This window comes from Rheinheimera sp. KL1 (assembly GCF_001275035.1).
GTDB classification, from domain to species: Bacteria; Pseudomonadota; Gammaproteobacteria; order Enterobacterales; family Alteromonadaceae; genus Pararheinheimera; species Pararheinheimera tangshanensis.
On the sequence record NZ_LAMX01000019.1, the window covers coordinates 86,497 to 106,767 of the forward strand.

Genomic DNA, 20,271 nt, shown 5'->3' on the forward strand with positions numbered 1-20,271 from the left:
GAGGCATGAATTGTGCATCGTTTACCACAATGAATTGATGCAGAAAAGGGCAGAGGCACGCCATTATGAACAAACTGACCATCAGCGCCTTATTGCTAACCTTGTTACCTGGTTGCAGTCTGGTCGCGGATCGCCACGTGGAGTGGGAAACTGTAGAGCCCCAGCGTTTTCCTATTTTAAAAGCTGTTGGCTATGCTCCTTTGAGTCAGCAGCCAGGTGCCACTGAGCAGGAACGTATGCTGATGGCGATGAAAGCTTCGAAACTGGAAGCGTACAGAGAACTGGCCGAACAGGTCTATGGCCAAAGAATTGACGCTAAAGCCAATATGCAACAAATGATGGTTGGAAATGATCAGTTGACCTCATCCGTCAGTGGCATTATTCGTGGTGCCCGCGTAGTGAAAACTTATCCTGTCGGTGATGTATATGCGACAGAGCTGGAGCTGGATTTTAAGCAAGTCTATGATTTGTATTTAAATAGCCAACCGGCCCGTCGGATAAAAAATGTGAAGTATTACTAAACACTTCTTACATCAGTGCACAAAAAAACCGTCATCAGACGGTTTTTTGTTGGATAAGGAGCTTAGGCTTTAATGCCTGGCCCTTTATCAACCTGAGCTGCTTTGCCTTTATTGGTATAGGTTAAACCAGCTCGACCACGGCTTTGCAACAGCTCAGTTTTAAAGCGTTCTATCACCAGTTGGCTTTGCTCGACGCTTTGACTGTTGACCTGGTTTTGGAATTTACATTGAGCCAGTTTCTCTTCAAGACGTTGCAACTGCTCTTTAAACCAGTCCTGTTGTTTAGCTGCGTCAAGCTCAGGCGATGCTGTTAATTGCTCGTCTGTGGCCTGAACTAAGTCAAGAATGTGGATTTTTTCGTTAGTATTAGATTTTAATGCTTCAACATCACGGCTCCGGATGGCGTCCAGTTCCTTGTGAAGCAACAAAAGCAGCACATCCAGCTGCTGCTCTTGCTCGTTTAACAAAGTGAGGATAGAAGAGTAGGCGTTACTCATTTTTTGTTGAAGAACTCGCCTTCAAACTGAACGATACGGCGTGCCAGTTGCTCTACATTGACTTTGTATTTGCCTTCAGAGATCTCTTGTTTGATCTTATCCACTTTCTCTTGATCAATACCTGAGCTCGCTTTCGCTTTTTCCTGGGCCTTACTAAATTGCTGGGCCTGAGATGTCAGCGAAACTGAATCCTGTTTTTGTGCAGCTGTGCCTGTTGTGCTTTGCTGCTGAACGGCCTGTTGTTGTACAACCTGCTGTTTTTGAATGTTTTGTTGTTCGGCTTTATCTGCTTTCACCTGTTGAGTGACTGGCAGGCCAGTGTTTACATTAATCGCCATTTCTCTATCCTCTTCATCCGGTTTCGGATCCCTTACTCTGTATAACGGCATCGACTGACAAAACTTTAGGCATTATTTAAAGTTTTATTGCGACTTTTTTCACTGCAACTACTTCTGCAACAACGATTCGGTTGGATTGCCTGTTGCTGACCCTGATCTGGTCACCCAAAATGCCGTCCATTTGTGCTATGCCAGCGGTTCTGACCTCAAGGCCGTTATTTAACCCACTAATTGTAACTATATCGCCTTTACATACAAGACAAAGATCCTGCAATGTCACCACTTGTCCTGCTGATAAGCTTCTTTTTACTCTGGCTCCAATCACTGAAGCTGGTTCTTTAATTAAAGAGCCTCGCGCCAAACGTAAATCAGCTTGCCCCACGGTTAACATATCGGCACTGATCAGCGAACCTAGAGTCATATTTCGCAGGCTAATCACAGCTTCAGTTTGCTCAGAGAAGCGAGCAGAAACAAAAAGCTGCCAGGGTTTTGGACCTGGACAGCGGATCTGTACTGTTGCTTGATTGTTCACCGGCCCTGCAAAGCTAAACTGCAAAGGCTGATCGCACTCTTTATCCGGGAGCCGGGAGTCCAATGCTGAAATCTGGCTGTGGGTACCAGCCGGTACTTGGTCTTGCTGTTTTAACCAGTCAGAGGTTGCAGCACTCAACTGAGCAGGGCTAAAACTTGCCGCTTGTAGTGAAAATACCGCACAAAAAGTGCTGGCTGCAAAAGTGCAGAGCAGCGAGTATTTCGAAAATTTATCGTACATTTTCATATGGTTTCAGCTATGCTTTATCGGCAAAGGGTTATAACATACTTAAGTATGTCAATTTTCAGTCATTTTTCATTCTAGAGTGGTCCAAGCAAGAATCGTTCCCGATTTTTAGGTTCACGAATTCGTTTAGGTAAGGGAGTCTTCAATGGCGGGTATTCTGGATTCAGTCAATCAGCGCACTCAATTAGTAGGCCAGAACAGACTGGAACTTCTATTATTCCGCTTGCAGGGTAATCAACGTTTTGGCATTAACGTATTTAAAGTACGTGAGGTGTTGCAATGTCCGCCCTTAACCGCGATTCCTAAACGCAATAAATATGTCAGAGGTATTGCCCATATCCGGGGACAGACCATTTCAGTGATTGACTTGAGTTTGGCTACAGGTGGTCGTGCAATAGAAAACACCAAAGACTCTTTTATCATCATTGCTGAATATAACCGCTCAGTGCAGGGTTTTTTGGTGCAGTCTGTTGAACGCATTATCAATATTAACTGGGCTTCTATTATGCCACCGCCAAAAGGCACAGGTGGTAAACAGAGTTATTTGACTGCTATTACCGAAATAGATAAAGAGCTGGTTGAAATTATTGATGTTGAAAAAATTCTCGAGGAAATTTCGCCCTCTCCAACGGCCATTAGCAGTCATGTCGTCACTTCGACCATCAGCGCAGATTTAGGCGACAGATTAATTTTGATTGCTGATGACTCAGTTGTGGCCAGAAATCAGGTGAAAAGGGCGTTAGAGGGCCTGGGTGTTAAAATGCACCTGGTGAATAATGGTCGGGAAGCTTTAACCTTTTTGCAGGAAACGGCGACAGCTTGCCAGAACTCAGTCACGGATAAAATAGGTCTGCTGATCTCCGATATCGAGATGCCTGAGATGGATGGTTACACTCTGACTGCTGAAATTCGCCTGGATCCCAAATTGAAACCATTGCATGTTATTTTACATACCTCGCTTAGCGGTGTATTTAACCAGCAGATGGTGCAGAAAGTGGGCGCTGATGATTTTATTGCGAAATTTAACCCGGATGAATTAGCCGAATCCGTGCGCAAATGGTTGCATACTGATTAGAGGTTTTATGTTAGTGGCAAACAAAGAGCTGCAGGAAAGTGAGTATCGATTGTTTCGGGATTTTCTCGAACAACAGTGCGGTATTGTGCTGGGTGACAACAAACAATATCTGGTGAAAAGTCGCCTGGCGCCTTTGATGCAGCGTTTTGGTTTATCTTCACTTTCAGAGTTATTAAACAAAACGTTAAGTCCTTTTGAACGGCAACTACGTTCGGCTGTTATCGATGCCATGACGACCAATGAAACTTTATGGTTTCGCGATAATTACCCTTATGAACTTTTAAAGAAGCAAATTCTGCCTGAGTTTGAGAAAGACCATAAAACTGTCAAAATTTGGTCGGCGGCAAGTTCTTCCGGACAAGAACCTTATTCTATCGCAATGACAGGGCTGGAGTACCAGCAAAGTCGGCCTTCTGCTTTCCCTATGGGTTTACATATTTTAGGCACTGATATATCTAATGCGATGCTGGAACATTGCCAGCGGGCTGAATATGACGGCTTGGCTTTATCGCGGGGCTTATCACCTGAGCGGCGCAGTAAATTTTTTGACGATTCAGGCAACGGCATGATGCGGCTAAAAGATGCCGTTCGTAAAAACGTGTCTTTCCGGCATTTGAATCTGTTAGACAGTTATACCTTGCTTGGCAAGTTCGATATTATTTTCTGTCGTAACGTACTTATTTACTTCTCCCCTGAAGTGAAAATGAAGATCATCAAACAGTTCTCTCAAGCCCTAAACCCGCGTGGTTACTTGTTTTTGGGCGCTTCTGAGTCTCTCTCCAGCCTGAACAACGACTTTGATATGGTGCGTTGTAATCCAGGCATTGTCTACCGCAAAAAAATCTGACTATAAATTCTGGCCTGAGTTTTGCTTAGTATTTGCCATCTCTGAAAAACAGGATGGCAATAATGGCAATCAGCTTCGATAAAGCATTCGGGCTTCACCCTGATGCACTACTGATCCGTGATAAACGCTCTCAAGTCTTGGCCGAAAATATCGCAAATGCCGATACTCCGGGTTACAAGGCAAAAGACATGGATTTTCAAACCGCATTAGCGGGTGCTCAGTCGCGCCAGTCAGGTTCGCTTGGCCGGACTGACCCAAAGCATTTTGAAATTTCTACAGCCCGCCATGCTGATTCTCAATATCGTATTCCTAATCAACCTGACACAGGGGATGGCAATACTGTGGATATCCATGAAGAGCGGAATGCTTTTACCCGCAATAGCATGGAGTATCAAACTACGCTGAATTTCCTGAACAGTCGCATAAGCGGCCTGAAAAAAGCTATTACCGGAGGTACTCAATAATGAGTCTTTACAACGTTTTTGATATTGCCGGGAGCGGAATGTCTGCGCAACAAGTGCGGCTGAACACCACTGCCAGTAATATGGCGAATGCCAATAGTATTAGTAGTAGTGTCGACCAAACTTACAGAGCGCGCCACCCTGTGTTCGCCACTGCATTAGAGCAAGCTCAGCAGGGCCAGGAAGGCGCCAAGGTCCAGGTATTGGGTATTGTTGAATCCGATGCACCGCTGAATGTCGAGTACGCACCACATCATCCTTTGTCTGATGAAAAAGGTTATATCTATAAACCCAATGTCAACATCATGGAAGAGATGGCAAACATGATTTCTGCCTCACGCTCTTACGAGACCAATGTGCAGGTGGCTGATGCGGCTAAACAAATGGTGAGCCGTACGCTGATGCTAGGCCAACGCTAGGGAGTAGGCTATGAGTAAAGTAGATAATACGACGAATCCGCTGGATGGTATGTATTGGGGAGATAAACCCACTACAACAGAAAATAATAATGGCGCTTTAACTCAATCTGATTTCTTTGCGCTGTTGACTCAGCAGTTGGCCTATCAGGATCCGACCAAACCGGTCGAGAATGATCAGATGATTGCTCAAATGACCAATTTTACTATGGCCGATGGTATCTCTTCGCTGAATACCAATTTTAAAGATTTTGCTACCACCATGAATTCCAGTCAGGCGCTGCAGGCGTCATCTCTGGTTGGACAGTATGTGTTGGTGAAATCAGATGACATCGTATTTGACGGAAAAAATGAAGTCGTTGCTAGTGCAAACTTCCCTGAAAATGCAACTAACGTCAAAGTGCAGATCAAAAATGCTGAAGGTGTTGTTATTCGCTCCGTCAGCTTACCTGACAAAGATACAGTAGCCGGGCGTTTACAGCTGCCTTGGGATGGAACTACGGATACTCAGGTATTGAATGAAGATGGCACACCTAAGGTGGATGATAAGGGCAATCCTGTGATGGAGCTCGCTCCTAAAGGCGTTTACACCATATCGGTGGAAGGTTCTATCGCCGGGAAAAACGAAGCTATTGTGACTTCTATCTATGCCCCTGTGACCAGTATTACTTTAGGCAACGGCACCACACAAGGCCTGTTATTGAATGTGTATGGCCAAGGCCAGAAAAAATTATCTGATATTGAAGAAATTGCTACCTAATCAACGAATTGAGGTGATCTATGAGTTTTAATATAGCGTTAAGCGGCCTGGCTGCAGCTCAAAAAGATATTGATACCACGGCAAACAACATTGCTAACGTCAATACCACGGGCTTTAAAGAATCCCGCGCTGAATTTGCTGATGTGTATGCGGCTTCGGTATTTAGTTCGAATAAAACTAAAGTAGGGGATGGTGTGACCACCTCTAAAGTGGCACAACAGTTCTCGCAAGGCTCGTTAAAATTTACCAATAACTCACTGGATTTAGCCATTACCGGTGATGGTTTCTTTGCTATCTCTCCTGAGATTGGTAACCGTGATTATTCCTACACCAGAGCTGGTGCTTTTAAGTTAGATAAAAACAACTTTATTTCTGATAACAATGGTGGGTTTTTGCAGGGTTTTCCGGTGAATCCAGCCAATGGTGAAACGACTTCAGTCAGTTTAAGTACCACTCAGCCTATTCAGATCCCGAACACGGCTGGTGCGCCTCGTGCGACACAAAACGTGTTTCTGACGATGAACCTGGATTCACGTCAGCAACCTAAAGCAAACCCTTTGCCGGCTTTTGATGCCACTAACTCGGCAACCTATAATAACCAGACTTCTACCACTGTCTATGACAGTTTGGGGGAGCCGCATATTTTATCTATGTATTTCCGCCGTACCAACCCGGTGACAGATAATGACTGGGAAGTGTATGCGGTACTGGATGATAATACAGGCACACCTTTTACATTACCTGCGGCAACCCCTGTACTGGATTTTGACTTAAACGGTAACCCAACTACTATTCCTATGCCTTCTTTGGTGATGCCAAAAGCCACCTTGGATGGTTTATTGGCGAACGGTGCTCAGTTCACTACTGATGTCTCTATCAACTTTACAGATCAGGGCAATACGAAAAACCCAACACAATACTCATCCAAGTTTGAGCTGGGCAGCTTAGATGGCGACGGCACTACAGTGGGGCGTTTAACCAGCGTAGATATTGATGCAGCAGGTAAAGTGATGGCGTCTTATTCTAATGGTGATCAAACCTATTTAGCTCAGGTAGCTATGGTGAAGTTTGCTAACCCACAAGGTTTAACCCAGTCTGGCAATACCTCATGGCGTCAAAGCCTGTTGTCAGGTGAAGCTTTAGCTGGTGAGGCCAATTCTGGTACTTTTGGAGCTATTAACTCGTCCGCTTTGGAAAGTTCAAACGTCAACCTGACCAATGAGCTGGTCGATTTGATTGCGGCTCAGCGTAACTTCCAGGCCAACTCCAGGGCGCTTGAAGTCAATAGTACCTTACAAAATACTGTACTGCAGATACGATAATAAGATCCTTAAAAAGCCCAAAGTCTTGTTACTTTGGGCTTTTTTATTCCCTGTATTTTACGTTCTCTGTGAGTGCTCAGGCGAATTTATCCGTCCAAGGCTCACTGAGGGAATATGGAGGTTATAGTGAACTTCAGAATTCTTCTGTTCTCTTGCACGCTCGCGACATTTTCTTGTGTGGCGTCTGAGCAGGAAGTGCTGTTGACGACTGATTTCGTGCTTAAGGCTGGTGCATCTGAAATCCGTACTTTGTCTATACAGAAACCAGAACATCTGGAAAAGTTGGTGATGATTGGATTCAATCCGGTCAAAGCTTTGGCCGTTGATTGCGTAGTGCGGTTGTACACAAGATCCGATGTACTACTGGGCAGCTATAATTGTGCTGAACGTCAGAATCATAGTCTTACACAGTCATTACCCGCTACAACTCAGTTTAAGGTGCAAATTGAGGTGAGTAATAATAATTTCACCCAAGCTACGACCAGGTTTTCCGTGATCAACAGATTTAAGTTTGTCTCCTCAGTCCGCTAGAGGCTGTCATTGTCATGGCCACAAATCACAAATAATCCCCATTGTAATTTTTCTATTAAATACAGACATATAGTTTTTGAGTCTCTTTCTAAATATTCTGATTTTCCTTGTTGGCATCAGTCTTGCTTTACTTAACTTATCTCAAGTGGAGGCCAGACTATGGACCATTTACTCTATATCGCAATGAGCGGTGCCAAAGAAAATATGAATGGCATCAGCATCAAAGCGAATAACCTTGCAAACAGCACTACGACGGGCTTTAAAGCTGATTTAGAGCAGGCTCGTGCTATGCAAGCTTTTGGTGAGGGGTTGCCGACTCGGGTTTTTTCACTGACTGAGCGACCAGGTCAAAATTTTGACGATGGCTCTTTTATTATCACTGAACGTGAGCTTGATGTCGCAGTGCAGGGAAAAGGTTGGTTGTCGGTGCAGGATGCAGAGGGTAATGAAGCCTACACCAGAGCCGGCAATTTACAGCTAAGTCCGACTGGAGTACTGCAAACTGCCTCAGGCTTAAATGTGATAGGCGAAGATGGCCCTATTCAGTTGCCTTTGCCTATAGCAAAAATGGAAATTGGTGGAGACGGTACCATCAGCATCCGACCTCAAGGCGCGCCAGCAAATGTAATGCAGGATGTGGGGCGACTAAAGCTGGTTAAACCAGAGTTTCAGGATATTGAAAAAGGCACGGACGGTTTGTTTCGTCGCAAAGATGGTGAAGTTGCAGAATTAGATGCAACGGTCAGGGTGCTCAGCGGTGCAGTTGAAGGCAGTAATGTCAATGCAGTGGGTGAAATGACCCAGATGATCAGTTTACAACGTCAGTTTGAAGTTCAAGTCAAAATGATGAAAACGGCCGAAGAGATTGATCGGCAACACAACCAAATTATGAGAATAATCTAAGGCTTGAGCCTGGGAGGTTAGCATGCATCCAGCTTTATGGATCAGTAAAACCGGTTTAGACGCGAAGCAGCGTGATATTTCGGTGATTTCCAATAATCTGGCCAACGCCAGTACTATAGGCTTTAAGAAAAGTCGCGCGATATTTGAGGACTTGTTGTATCAAAACATTAACCAGCCAGGCGGACGTTCTTCTCAGAACTCAGAGCTACCGAATGGTTTGATGTTAGGTGCAGGTACCAAAGTGGTCGCGACCCAGAAAAGCTTTACTCAGGGCAATATGATCACGACCGAAGGCAGTCTGGATGTGATGATTCAGGGCCATGGCTTTTTTGAGGTGCTGATGCCGGATGGTACTACCTCCTACAGCCGTAATGGCCAGTTCACCACGGACAGTGAAGGCAATCTGGTCACCTCAGGGGCTGGTTATCAAATTCAACCCAACATCGTTATTCCTGAAGATGCCCAAAGCATCACTATTTCTCAGGATGGTGAAGTGTCTGTGCGTTTACCTGGTCAGGTCGACCAAGCTGTCGTAGGGCAGTTAACTGTGACTAACTTTGTGAATCCGGCAGGTTTAGAACCTGTGGGTCAGAACTTATTTACTGCCACTGCGGCCAGCGGTGATCCGGTGCAAGGTATTCCTGGTCTGGAAGGTCGCGGGATCTTAGTTCAGGGCGCTCTGGAAACTTCGAACGTCAATGTGACTGAAGAGCTGGTCAGTCTGATTGAAAGTCAACGTGTGTATGAAATGAACTCCAAAGTGATATCAACTGTTGATCAGATGCTGGGTACTGCGATTCAGCAGCTGTAGGAGTAAGTGGATGAACAAGTTAATTCTGCTGGTACTGACACTGCAACTTTGTGTGGGTTGCGCTGGTGGTTTCAATGAGCCGGTGCCGGACGACCCAAACTTTGCGCCTTTGCCACCTGAGCCACAGGCCGTTCCTTTGTCCAACAATGGTTCTTTGTTTGCACAAGGTTTGTCGAACGGTCTGTACTCGGATAACAAGGCCCGTCGTCCTGGTGACATTATCACTGTGGTGTTAAAAGAAAATACTCAGGCGTCCAAAACAGCTAAAACTGAGTTTGGTAAAGACAGCTCCGCCAGTTTTGACCCTATGGTGGGGTTAGGTGGCCGTGATGTCAGTGTACTTGGAAATACACTGCAATTCGGTGCCAACTCAGCGTCAGATTTTAAAGGCGATTCTAAAGCAGATCAGAGCAACAGTTTAGTTGGTGATATCTCTGTCAACGTGTTGCGGGTCATGGCCAATGGTAATCTGGTGATCCGTGGCGAGAAATGGTTAACGCTCAATACGGGTAAAGAGTTTATCCGTTTAACTGGGGTGATTCGTGCCGAGGATATTGATTCGAGAAATACAGTGGAATCGACCAAAATTGCCAATGCCCGTATTGAATACAGCGGCACTGGTGCGACTCATGGCGGCCAGGGGCCAGGCTGGTTAACCCGATTCTTTAATGGCGTATTGTGGCCGTTTTAACGCAGGTGACATGATGAAACTTATCCAAAGCCTTTTTGTAGTGCTGTTATCCGGTGCTTTTTGTTTGCCGGCTTCAGCTGCCCGGATTAAAGATTTAACCAGTGTACAAGGGGTTCGCAGTAACCAATTGGTTGGCTACGGTTTGGTTGTCGGATTGCCTGGTACAGGCGAGCAAAGCCCCTTTACTGAACAAAGCTTCAGAACTATGTTGAGTAACTTTGGCATTAATATGCCGCCTGGTATGAAATCACAGATTAAAAACGTGGCTGCAGTGGCAGTGCATGCGGAGTTACCTGCGTTCAGTAAACCCGGGCAGACTATTGATATTACAGTGTCGTCTATGGGCAGTGCGAAAGGCTTACGGGGCGGCACGTTATTACAAACCTTCCTCAAAGGTTTAGACGGCAACGTTTATGCTGTCGCCCAAGGTTCGCTGATTGTCAGTGGTTTAGGCGCGGAAGGGGCTGATGGCTCAAAAATTCTGGTGAATACTCCTACCGTAGGTCGTATTCCGAATGGCGCTACTGTTGAACGCGAGGTGCCGTCTCCTTTTGCTGACGGTGACTTTATTACCTTTAATTTGAACAGTTCAGATTTTACCACCGCCAAAACTTTGGCTGAAACGATCAATAATTTTATTGGTCCAGGTACAGCCCAATCGCTGGATGCGTCGTCTGTCCAGGTTCGGGCCCCACGTGATATCGATCAGCGTGTGTCTTATTTGTCGACTTTGGAAAATTTAACCCTGGAGCCTGCCAGTCAGTCAGCTAAAATTATTATCAACTCCAGAACCGGTACCATAGTGATAGGTAAAGATGTGCGGTTGTTTCCGGCTGCTGTGACTCATGGTGGTTTAACTGTGACTATCGCTGAGAATCCAACTGTAGTGCAGCCCAATGTTTTAGCAGGCGGCGATACCGCAGTAGAGCAAAACAGCATTATCGATGTGCGCCCGGATCAGTCACGTATGTTTAAGTTTGATCCAGGCACAACACTGGATGATTTAGTCAGCACCATCAACGCCGTTGGCGCAGCGCCGGGGGATTTGATGGCCATTTTAGAAGCCTTAAAAGAAGCGGGCGCCATTCATGGCGAGCTTGTGGTGATCTAAATGAGTCAAGTTGAGAACAAGGTCAATTATCATGACTTAACCGGGCTGGCGCAGCTAAAACATAGCTCAGGCGGTGATGATGATGCTGCGCTAAAACAAGCAGCTAAACAATTCGAATCAATTTTTATGGGCATGTTGCTCAGCAGCATGCGCAAAGCCAACGAAGTATTCGAAGATGACGGCGTTCTCAACAGCAATGCGACTAAGTTTTATCAGGATATGTACGACAAACAGCTATCGACTGAACTGTCAGAAAAAGGCAGTTTAGGTTTGGCTGATTTGCTGGTGCAACAACTAAGACCTACCAAAGGCAAAACCACGCCAGCATCTATGTTGAAATTACCAACAGAAGCCGCGCCTGTACCAGATAAAACAGCCAGTGCAGACACCTCGGTTCCTGTCGTAGCTCCAGTTAAAAATACAGCTGAAGTTGTGCAACCTGCAGTCACAACAGCACCACAAGTGATTACTGAAACTTTGGCTTCTGAACCGGATCCAGATAATGAAGACTGGAGCTTTGAAAGTCCGGGGGAGTTTATTCAAAAACTAATGCCAGCCGCCAAACAAGCCGCACAGAAATTGGGGTTAGAACCCTTAGCACTCTTAGCTCAGGCAGCGCTTGAGACAGGCTGGGGGCAACGTACTTTTAAAACCGCAGACGGCAGCAACAGCTTTAACTTTTTTGGCATTAAAGCGCACAACAGCTGGCAGGGGGATGTGGCTGTGGTTGATACTCTGGAGTATCGTCAGGGCGTTGCGCAAAAGGAAAAAGCTAAATTCCGTGCCTATGAGTCTCCAGAGCAAAGTTTGGGTGACTATGTCGATTTTATTAAGTCGAACCCTCGTTATCAGCAGGCTGTGGCGATGGCGGATAACCCTAAAGCCTATTTCCAGCAATTACAGGCTGCAGGTTATGCCACAGACCCAAACTACGCTCAGAAAATTTTGGCTGTATTTAACAGTGAAACATTCAAACAGGCACGAAACCTGCTTGTTAATAAATAATAAAGAGTAGCGAATACATATTAAAGATAGAGTCGGGGCTACCGACTCGCAAAGCTAAGATGCGCTAAGCATTACTGGAGATGGAGATGTCGGATAATTTACTGCGGATTGGAACTTCTGCCATACTGGCAAGTACAGCGTTGCTTTCGACCACAAGTAATAACATCGCTAACCTGAATACCCCAGGCTACTCTAGGCAGCGTACTGAATTTGAATCGAATATACTGGGCTTAGGCGTTGGACGTGGCACAACCGAACGTCTGGTGAACGATTTTGCGCTGAAACAAATGTGGCGTGATACCTCGTCCGTCAGTTATGCCAATCAATATTTATCTGAAGCAAGCAGGGTTGATACCTTGATGTCAGATCAATCGAATAGTATATCCACTGGTATGTCGTCCTTTTTCAGCCAACTACAAACCGCTATCAATGACCCAACTAACTCCTCTTCACGCCAATTAGTGATGGGCGGAGCTCAAACTTTATTAAACAAATTCAATACGCTATCTACTCAAATGACAGCGCAGAATAAATATTTAAGTCAACAACTGGAAACCGATGCAGCAGATGCAAACGAGCAAATCGGTGTGATAGCTCGTCTGAATCAGGAGATTCTGGCTTATGGAACCAATCCAGCTAAGCCGCCACCGTTGGATCTGCTAGACAAGAGAGACCAGGCTATTAAAGAATTGTCCGCTCTGGTGGACATTAATGTGCTTGACGCAGAAAATGGCGATAAACAAGTGTTCCTAGGCAGTGGCCAATCTTTAGTACTTGAAAATGGTAAGTTTAATTTATTTACCGTTGCAGGTGAGCCAGACCCAAATCGTAAGACTTTACAGCTCAAGGCTGGTACCAATCAGAATGTGGTGATTAACGTTGCTGAAACTGATTTGGGTGGAAAAATAGGCGCCTCGCTTGAGTTTCGTACTAAAGTGCTGGACCCTGCGCAAAGAGAGTTGGGGCAACTGGCTTTAGCTTTTACCGACGCGATGAATACTCAAAACCGCTTGGGGATGAATGCTGATGGTAACTTAGGTGGCGATTTATTTACGCTGCCAAATTTTACTGCTTTGCCTTTTACAAGCAATACTGGTACCGGGGCAATTACTGCCTCCGTAGCGCCTGGACAAGGCAAAAATGTTCCGGCCAATGATGTGCGTATCACTTTTACTGCCGCCGATGCGTTTACGGTCGAGGCTTTAGATGCGTCCGGTAATGTGATACCCGGCACCGCGATCAGCCGCACTGGTGTGACTTTTCCTGCGACTGTGACTTCTGACGATACCAATGATTTTTTCGGCTTAAGTATTACACTAGCTAACGGTGCACCGGCTTTTGCGGCAGGGGATAAATTTGACTTAAAACCTTTGGGTATTGCAGCTCAAAATATCAGTCTGGCAACCAACAGGCCTGAGGCTATAGCGCTGGCTTCGCCACTTAAAGGTGAAAAAACGCTGACTAATTTGGGTAATGCAGAAATTGATAAGCTGACGATCAGCAGTGTGGGTCAGGCCGGTAACAGATTATCGCAGCCCGCAAACTTCACAGATGGTCCTATTTCTATTACGTACTTAGGGAATAATCAGTTTCAGATAGAGGATTCTGGTACACCTGCTATCAGTGAGACCGTCACCTTCGCAGGCACTGATTATCAGAACCTGTTAGGCGCTTCAGTTAACTTTACTAATGCTGGTTTTGATTTTTCTGTTAAAGGTGTGCCGCAACTGGGCGATACATTCAGTATCAGCTATAACACCGGTGGTTTTGAAGACAATAGAAATGGTCTGTTACTGGGTAATTTACAAAATGCAGATATGGTGCGTATTAATGCCGCAACCACAATCAATGCAGATAAATACCAGACCTTTAATCAGGCCTATTCTGAATTGATAGGGACTGTGGGTACTCAAACCAGTCAGGCTCGTGTTGCTGCAGCATCCTCTAAGTCCTTGTTAGAGCAAACTACGGCATGGCATGAATCTCTATCTGGCGTCAGTCTGGATGAAGAGGCTGCAGATCTGGTCAGGTTTCAGCAGACCTATGCAGCAGCAGCCAAGATATTGTCAACGTCACAAACCATTTTTGACACGCTGTTGCAGGCGGCGAGGTAATAATGCGTACCACTTTTAATATGAAATATGCCCAGAGTCTGGATTCTATTATCAGTACTCAGGATAAATTACAGACTGCAAGTTTAATGATAAATAAGCAGACTAAAATTTTAACTGCAGCGGATGATCCATCTGGTGCCGCCCGAGCTGTTGGTCTGGAAGCGAATATTCAGCAGACGACTCAATATCAGAATAATAACGCTGCGGCTCGTAATAGTCTTGAACTGCAGGAAACGGTCCATAAGAGTATTCGCGGAGCTATGGACAGAGCTCGTGTTCTTACTTTGTCTTTGGGCAATGGTACTTATGATGAAGATGATCGTAAAGCTATAGGCGCACAGTTAGGTAACATCCGAGACGAATTATTTGATCTGATGAATCGACGCGACGAGTTGGGTGGCTTTTTATTCTCTGGCTTTCAGGACCAGACTCAGCCTTATAGCCTTAATGCAACCACTGGTAAATACGAATTTAATGGTGATGAAGGTCAGAAATCTATTCAGTTGTCCTTGTCTATATCCATAGCCGCCAATGACAGTGGTCGTAGTATTTTTGATAGTGTCGACAAGAGATTCCAGACAACGACTCCAACAGTGGGGGCACCAGTGACTTCAGCCTCAGTATCTGTGGCGAATCAAAGTGTATTCGATAATTTTTATAAGCAAAATTATGACGGTTTAACGGCAGGGAATAATGATTACACTGTAGTCTTTTCTGCGCCTTCTAACTATGAAGTTCAGCGTAATGGAGCATCGCAGGTCCCTCCTGTAACCGGTACTTATACTGCGGGAGAACCTATTAATTACAATGGTTTGAGCATCGATGTAACAGGTGCGGCGCCTGGAGGTACAGTGGATTTTAGTCTTCAGCCACCGGAAAAAACCAATATTCTCAATTCTTTAACTGACTTAATAAATGGTATTAACGCCGGGGACAGTGGCAATCTGTTAAATGAACGTATTCTGGATGCAACTGTAGAAATTGATAATGCTTCATCAAAAGTTGATTCAGCTATGTCCTCCATAGGCGGACGTTTAAATGTCATCGAGAGTATTTTTGGTAGTAATGAAGATGTGCTTATTGCGACTAAATCACACAAGGCAGATGTAGTAGAACTTGATTACAGCACAGGCATTACTGAATTAGTCAAACAAGAAACTGCTCTACAAGCCGTACAGGCAACCTTTAGCAGAGTCACTGGTATTAGTTTGTTTGATTATATTAATTAGAGTCGAGATTATTAAGGATGATAGATAATACTCAATTGCTGCATGAACTTGAAACCTTTGATCGCTGCTATCTGGATTCAGACTCCAAAACTTGGCGTGTTATTGATTTTCATCATTGGGATACACTACATTTTGAACCTCTCTTAGCTACGCAGAAAATTGAACTGCTGCTGGCATTTAGGCCCCAATCCAATGCTGTACAACTGTGGTACTGGATGCAATGGAATTTAGTTGACCCTGAAAAGGTAGATAAGGCTGAGTTCTACAGGTTATTTACCATACTACCTTTAAGCCAGAAATACATGGTTTATACCCAGTTAATCAGAGCTAGTTTTGTTGGCCGTTCACAAGGTTTTGACACCTATCCGTTGTTTTTACTGATCTGTAAAGAATTTGCTACTGTTAGCAATACATTCGGACAAGTGTCTCCTTTAGTTGCTGGTGCGAATGAAGGTATTGTGCTTATTCTTACCAACCAGTTTGTTGGTTCCGCTCACGGGCCGACTTTAACTACTCTAAATTATGCCAGTGCTCTGAAAAAAATGGGAAAACACCCCATAGTTATTTGTACTACTTGTGTACCAAAAGTGGGTTTATACAATAATCCACTTCCAGCTCCGGTGTTCTTTGGTAATGTCAGAGATGAGTATTTCAAAAATAATACGTTATTCAATATTGATCACAGAACCGAGACCGAATTACCTGGTAGGGTTATGGTTGAGTGTTGGGGCGAACAATTCGATTTCGTTCAATTGGCTCCCATGGATGCTCATGAACATTTACAGGAGTTGATCCAATTAGTAAACAGTCTCAATGCTCGTTATATACTTGGGGTTGGAGCTATGAATCCTGTGCTGGAGCTGATCGCTGCGGCTCGGCCAGTATTAAATATTCCCTGCGTCACATCTCTGGATACTACCCCACATTCGGTTCCCGTATTACATAGGGAGCTGACAAAGAGTGATGAGCTGCGTCTTCAGCACATTGATTATAAAAAGCCAGTATTAATTAGTCGTTTACCTTTTAGGTTGAGAGAGAATAAAGGTCTTCGCACTAGCTCAATAGAGGATCGCGCTTTAAATTTCGTTGTCGTGGGTCATCGATTGGAGCAGGAAATTAAAGCTGATTTCATTCAGACGTTAGTGACGTTAAAGACAAATTTTCCCCAAGCGGCATTTGTATTTATTGGGCCTGACAACTTGCCTGCATTGCCAGCTATGATCCAACAATGTAGCTATTTTACCGGTTTGGTCAGCAACGCTATCGAGTTAATAGGTAGCTGTCATTTCATGTTGAATCCAAAACGCCAGGGAGGAGGGACGTCTGCAATAGAAGCGATGAGTTTGGGCATTCCAGTCTTAACCGAACCTTTTGGAGACGTTTATCAGTATATTGGCGATGCTTTTGTTTGTTGCAATGACGAGGAACGCGTTGAGTTTATTCGCACCTATTTAAATGAATCTGAATGTCGTAATTTTTACGATGAGCACTGCCGTGCTGTCTATGACGCTGCTACTGATACAGCCAGCCTGCTTCAGCACTTATTACTTGATTTTGATCAGTACATTTATCAGCATTTTGCCGTCTGAGTACTCCTGAAATCTAAGCCTATCTACCGGAATTAGATTTGCTTAGAATTTTTCTAAAAAAGATTAAACTTTTTCTCTTCAATGCCGATATACAATAATTATGCTGAATGAATATAAGACTCCTTCTGATTTATCACTAATAAAATAAAAATTCTCCTAAAGAAATTTTTCTTTTGTCCGATACATTAATTAAGCAGAGATTAAAAATAATAAATACTCTGCATATACTGTAATGCTCAGGAGAAATGAAAATGGCTTTATTTGTAAATAGTAATATTTCAGCATTAAATGCTCAAAGACAATTAATCAATTCGGGTAAATCATTAGATACAGCGTTTCAGCGTTTATCTTCAGGTTTTCGTATCAATAGTGCTGCAGATGATGCTGCAGGCTTGCAGATTAGTAACCGCCTGACGTCACAGATCAATGGTCTGAACCAAGGTATAAGTAATGCTAACGACGGTATCTCGTTAGCTCAGACAGCTGAAGGTGCGATGGAAGAGATTACAAATTCACTGCAACGTATTAGAACTTTAGCTATTCAGTCACAAAATGGTATCAATAGTTCAGGTGATAGAACTGCGCTTCAAAAAGAAGTGTCAGCGCTACAAACTGAAATTGACCGAATTAAAGACACTACTCAGTTTGGTGGTGTTGACTTATTAAAAGGGGCATTTTCCGCGAACTTTTTAGTAGGTGCAAATGCTGGTCAGAATATTTTAGTGAAAATGTCTAGAACTGATGGCTTTGGTACAAAGGGCCTTGGTATAGATACATTAAGTATTAAAACTGTCGCTGGCGCATCTCGGGCGATCAGTCTTTTAGATAGCGCTATTAAAGCAATAGACAGTACGCGAGCAGATTTAGGCGCGATACAAAATAGATTTCAATCAACTATCCGAAATCTATCTAATATTGTAGAGAATATTTCCTCAGCCCGTAGTCGGATCAGAGATACAGACTTTGCAAAAGAGACTGCAGAGTTAACCCGTGCCCAGATTTTACAGCAGGCTGGCACCACTATTTTATCGCAGGCAAATCAGCGGCCACAGGCAGCGCTGTCGCTGTTAGGCGGTTAATAGAGCTCTCCTGATTTTATAAAAATGACTTCATATGTGGTCGGTGAAAAACTTCACTACCACTGATCACTGACTTTATGACGTCGCTTGTTCAGGTCAATCCGACACGACGTTAAAGGAAAAAGGAAAAGATAAATGGCTACATATACACTAACCGGAGGATGACCCTATGTCATTATTTGTAAATACCAACGTATCGGCGATCAATGCACAACGTCAGTTAATCAATTCTGGCGGCTCGCTTGATACAGCTTTTAAACGTTTATCATCAGGTTTTCGTATCAACAGCGCGGCTGATGACGCGGCAGGTCTACAAATCAGCAACCGTTTATCTTCTCAGATTAACGGTTTGAACCAAGCGATAAGTAATGCCAATGATGGTATTTCTTTAGCACAGACTGCTGAAGGTGCAATGGAGGAGATCACGAACTCGTTACAACGGATTCGGACCTTAGCCATTCAGTCACAAAATGGTATCAATAGTTCAGGGGACAGAACGGCGCTTCAGAAGGAAGTATCAGCACTTCAAACTGAAATCGATCGTATAAAAGACACCACTCAATTTGGTGGCGTTGATTTATTAAAAGGTTCATTTTCTGCAAACTTTTTAGTTGGCGCGAATGCTGGTCAAAATATTTTAGTAAAAATGTCACGAGCAGATGGATTTGGTACGAAAGGTTTAGGTATCGATACATTAAGTATTAAAACTGTTGCTGATGCATCTCGTGCGATAACACAGATAGACAGCGCTATCAAATCTATCGATTCAACTCGAGCTGATTTAGGTGCAATACAAAACCGTTTTCAGTCGACTATTCGTAACTTGAGTAATATAGTTGAAAACGTATCTTCCGCCCGCAGCCGGATCAGAGATACAGACTTTGCCAAGGAAACTGCAGAACTGACTCGTTCGCAGATCCTGCAGCAGGCCAGTACGACGATTCTGTCACAGGCAAACCAGCGCCCGCAGGCAGCCTTGTCACTGTTAGGCTAACAGCAGCGTTAATCAGGCAGCAAAAAAAGCGGATCCTTACAGGATCCGCTTTTTTTAATGGAGTCTATTTCGTTCTGTCAGAACTAGTTTTTTATTTATTTTGAAAATAATTTAAATTTTAACCATATGAAAAATAAGGGAAAGTGAAAATAATTGCCGCTTGGTGGAAAAAAATGCCTTTTTTTATTAAAGTTCTGAAGTTGGTTGCCGATAGCTAGTTAAGCCAAATTGCAGTTTGGCGAAATTTGCGGGGTTCCGCTTAACAATAAAGTTGTTTCAGGGTTTGCAGACTCGTGACAACTTAAGGAGTGACTTATGGCTTTAGCAGTAAACACCAACGTATCCGCGTTAAATGCGCAACGTCAGTTATTATCCTCTGGTAGTTCTTTGGATACTTCGTTCAAACGTTTATCTTCAGGTTTTCGTATCAACAGTGCGGCAGACGATGCTGCAGGTTTGCAAATTAGTAACCGTTTATCTTCTCAGATCAATGGTCTGAACCAGGCTATTAGTAATGCCAATGATGGTATTTCTTTAGCTCAGACTGCTGAAGGTGCGATGGAAGAAATTACTAACTCTTTACAACGTATCCGTACTTTGGCTGTGCAATCGCAAAACGGTATCAACAGTTCAGGTGACCGTGCCGCATTGCAGAAAGAAGTTTCGGCACTGCAAACTGAAATAGACCGTATTAAAGATACTACTCAATTTGGTGGCGTAGACTTATTAAAGGGCTCTTTTTCAGCGAATTTTTTAGTTGGCGCGAACGCCGGTCAAAATATCTTAGTAAAAATGTCCAGAGCTGATGGCTTTGGTACAAAAGGTTTAGGTATCGATACATTAAGTATCAAAACCGTTGCTAACGCATCTCGTGCGCTAACTCAAATTGATAGCGCTATTAAATCTATTGACTCAGCTCGAGCAGATCTAGGTGCTATACAGAACCGATTCCAATCCACCATTCGTAACTTAAGTAATATCGTTGAGAATGTATCTGCAGCACGTAGCCGTATTCGTGATACAGACTTTGCCAAAGAAACAGCTGAGTTGACACGGGCACAGATATTGCAGCAGGCAAGTACTACTATCCTGTCTCAGGCTAACACCAGACCTCAAACTGCACTATCCTTATTAGGCTAACAGTGAAAAAGGCGAGGGCTTATTAAAGTCTTCGCCAATTTTGCCGATAAAGAGGTAGA

Annotated in this window: 22 protein-coding genes; 19 read left to right on the forward strand and 3 right to left on the reverse strand. The window is 44.1% G+C overall.

Annotated features, from left to right (window positions below):
• The first annotated feature begins 65 nt into the window (after window positions 1-65).
• A complete protein-coding gene (locus WH43_RS10080; protein WP_053424478.1) occupies window positions 66-521 on the forward strand; it encodes an LPP20 family lipoprotein in 456 nt (151 codons plus the stop codon).
• A gap of 62 nt (window positions 522-583) precedes the next feature.
• Here the strand turns inward: WH43_RS10080 and flgN are convergent, their stop codons facing one another.
• The 3 genes from flgN to flgA all read right to left on the reverse strand — a co-directional run bounded on the left by flgN (window position 584) and on the right by flgA (window position 2,128).
• Complete coding sequence (flgN, locus tag WH43_RS10085) at window positions 584-1,018, reverse strand: flagellar export chaperone FlgN (RefSeq protein ID WP_053424479.1); 435 nt, start codon at window positions 1,016-1,018, stop codon at window positions 584-586.
• Window positions 1,015-1,356 (reverse strand): flagellar biosynthesis anti-sigma factor FlgM, encoded by a 342-nt coding sequence (flgM, locus tag WH43_RS10090; RefSeq protein WP_053424480.1) that lies wholly within the window; start codon window positions 1,354-1,356, stop codon window positions 1,015-1,017. Before flgM ends, flgN begins: the two co-directional genes overlap by 4 nt.
• 76 nt (window positions 1,357-1,432) lie before the next feature.
• Entirely contained in the window at window positions 1,433-2,128 is a 696-nt protein-coding gene (gene flgA, locus WH43_RS10095; RefSeq protein WP_286049654.1) for a flagellar basal body P-ring formation chaperone FlgA, read from the reverse strand.
• Window positions 2,129-2,279: 151 nt separating this feature from the next.
• On the opposite strand from flgA, the gene WH43_RS10100 reads away from it, so the two are divergent.
• The 18 genes from WH43_RS10100 (at window position 2,280) to WH43_RS10185 (ending at window position 20,212) form a co-directional block, all read left to right on the forward strand.
• Entirely contained in the window at window positions 2,280-3,209 is a 930-nt protein-coding gene (locus WH43_RS10100) for a chemotaxis protein CheV (protein ID WP_053424482.1), read from the forward strand.
• A 7-nt stretch (window positions 3,210-3,216) separates the two neighbouring features.
• Entirely contained in the window at window positions 3,217-4,056 is an 840-nt protein-coding gene (locus WH43_RS10105; protein ID WP_221411454.1) for a CheR family methyltransferase, read from the forward strand.
• Between the two features lie 62 nt (window positions 4,057-4,118).
• On the forward strand, window positions 4,119-4,520 hold the full coding sequence (flgB, locus tag WH43_RS10110; RefSeq protein WP_053424483.1) for a flagellar basal body rod protein FlgB: 402 nt from the start codon (window positions 4,119-4,121) through the stop codon (window positions 4,518-4,520).
• A complete protein-coding gene (gene flgC, locus WH43_RS10115) occupies window positions 4,520-4,936 on the forward strand; it encodes a flagellar basal body rod protein FlgC (RefSeq protein ID WP_053424484.1) in 417 nt (138 codons plus the stop codon). The genes flgB and flgC overlap by 1 nt, the downstream gene beginning before the upstream one ends.
• A 10-nt stretch (window positions 4,937-4,946) precedes the next feature.
• Window positions 4,947-5,693: a flagellar hook assembly protein FlgD gene (locus WH43_RS10120; RefSeq protein WP_053424485.1), complete on the forward strand. Its 747-nt coding sequence runs from the start codon at window positions 4,947-4,949 to the stop codon at window positions 5,691-5,693.
• Between the two features lie 20 nt (window positions 5,694-5,713).
• Window positions 5,714-7,015 carry a flagellar hook protein FlgE gene (gene flgE / locus WH43_RS10125; protein ID WP_053424486.1) on the forward strand — a complete coding sequence of 434 codons (1,302 nt, stop codon included), beginning with the start codon at window positions 5,714-5,716 and terminating at the stop codon, window positions 7,013-7,015.
• A 201-nt stretch (window positions 7,016-7,216) separates the two neighbouring features.
• A complete protein-coding gene (locus WH43_RS10130; RefSeq protein ID WP_152342823.1) occupies window positions 7,217-7,546 on the forward strand; it encodes a hypothetical protein in 330 nt (109 codons plus the stop codon).
• A 159-nt stretch (window positions 7,547-7,705) separates the two neighbouring features.
• The gene (locus tag WH43_RS10135; RefSeq protein WP_053424488.1) at window positions 7,706-8,449 is read left to right on the forward strand and encodes a flagellar basal body rod protein FlgF; all 744 of its coding nucleotides are present in this window, start codon (window positions 7,706-7,708) and stop codon (window positions 8,447-8,449) included.
• Between the two features lie 22 nt (window positions 8,450-8,471).
• On the forward strand, window positions 8,472-9,260 hold the full coding sequence (gene flgG, locus WH43_RS10140) for a flagellar basal-body rod protein FlgG (protein WP_053424489.1): 789 nt from the start codon (window positions 8,472-8,474) through the stop codon (window positions 9,258-9,260).
• 10 nt (window positions 9,261-9,270) lie between these two features.
• The gene (gene flgH / locus WH43_RS10145; RefSeq protein WP_053424490.1) at window positions 9,271-9,951 is read left to right on the forward strand and encodes a flagellar basal body L-ring protein FlgH; all 681 of its coding nucleotides are present in this window, start codon (window positions 9,271-9,273) and stop codon (window positions 9,949-9,951) included.
• Between the two features lie 13 nt (window positions 9,952-9,964).
• On the forward strand, window positions 9,965-11,062 hold the full coding sequence (locus WH43_RS10150) for a flagellar basal body P-ring protein FlgI (RefSeq protein ID WP_053424709.1): 1,098 nt from the start codon (window positions 9,965-9,967) through the stop codon (window positions 11,060-11,062).
• On the forward strand, window positions 11,063-12,067 hold the full coding sequence (gene flgJ / locus WH43_RS10155) for a flagellar assembly peptidoglycan hydrolase FlgJ (RefSeq protein ID WP_053424491.1): 1,005 nt from the start codon (window positions 11,063-11,065) through the stop codon (window positions 12,065-12,067).
• 86 nt (window positions 12,068-12,153) lie between these two features.
• Complete coding sequence (gene flgK / locus WH43_RS10160; RefSeq protein WP_053424492.1) at window positions 12,154-14,181, forward strand: flagellar hook-associated protein FlgK; 2,028 nt, start codon at window positions 12,154-12,156, stop codon at window positions 14,179-14,181.
• Window positions 14,182-14,183: 2 nt separating this feature from the next.
• On the forward strand, window positions 14,184-15,410 hold the full coding sequence (gene flgL / locus WH43_RS10165) for a flagellar hook-associated protein FlgL (RefSeq protein WP_053424493.1): 1,227 nt from the start codon (window positions 14,184-14,186) through the stop codon (window positions 15,408-15,410).
• Window positions 15,411-15,427: 17 nt separating this feature from the next.
• Complete coding sequence (locus WH43_RS10170; RefSeq protein ID WP_152342824.1) at window positions 15,428-16,999, forward strand: glycosyltransferase; 1,572 nt, start codon at window positions 15,428-15,430, stop codon at window positions 16,997-16,999.
• A gap of 251 nt (window positions 17,000-17,250) precedes the next feature.
• Window positions 17,251-18,078, forward strand: a complete 828-nt coding sequence (locus tag WH43_RS10175) for a flagellin N-terminal helical domain-containing protein (protein ID WP_053424495.1) — start codon at window positions 17,251-17,253, stop codon at window positions 18,076-18,078.
• A gap of 169 nt (window positions 18,079-18,247) precedes the next feature.
• Window positions 18,248-19,072: a flagellin N-terminal helical domain-containing protein gene (locus WH43_RS10180; protein ID WP_053424496.1), complete on the forward strand. Its 825-nt coding sequence runs from the start codon at window positions 18,248-18,250 to the stop codon at window positions 19,070-19,072.
• Between the two features lie 315 nt (window positions 19,073-19,387).
• The gene (locus tag WH43_RS10185) at window positions 19,388-20,212 is read left to right on the forward strand and encodes a flagellin N-terminal helical domain-containing protein (RefSeq protein WP_053424497.1); all 825 of its coding nucleotides are present in this window, start codon (window positions 19,388-19,390) and stop codon (window positions 20,210-20,212) included.
• Window positions 20,213-20,271 lie beyond the last annotated feature (59 nt).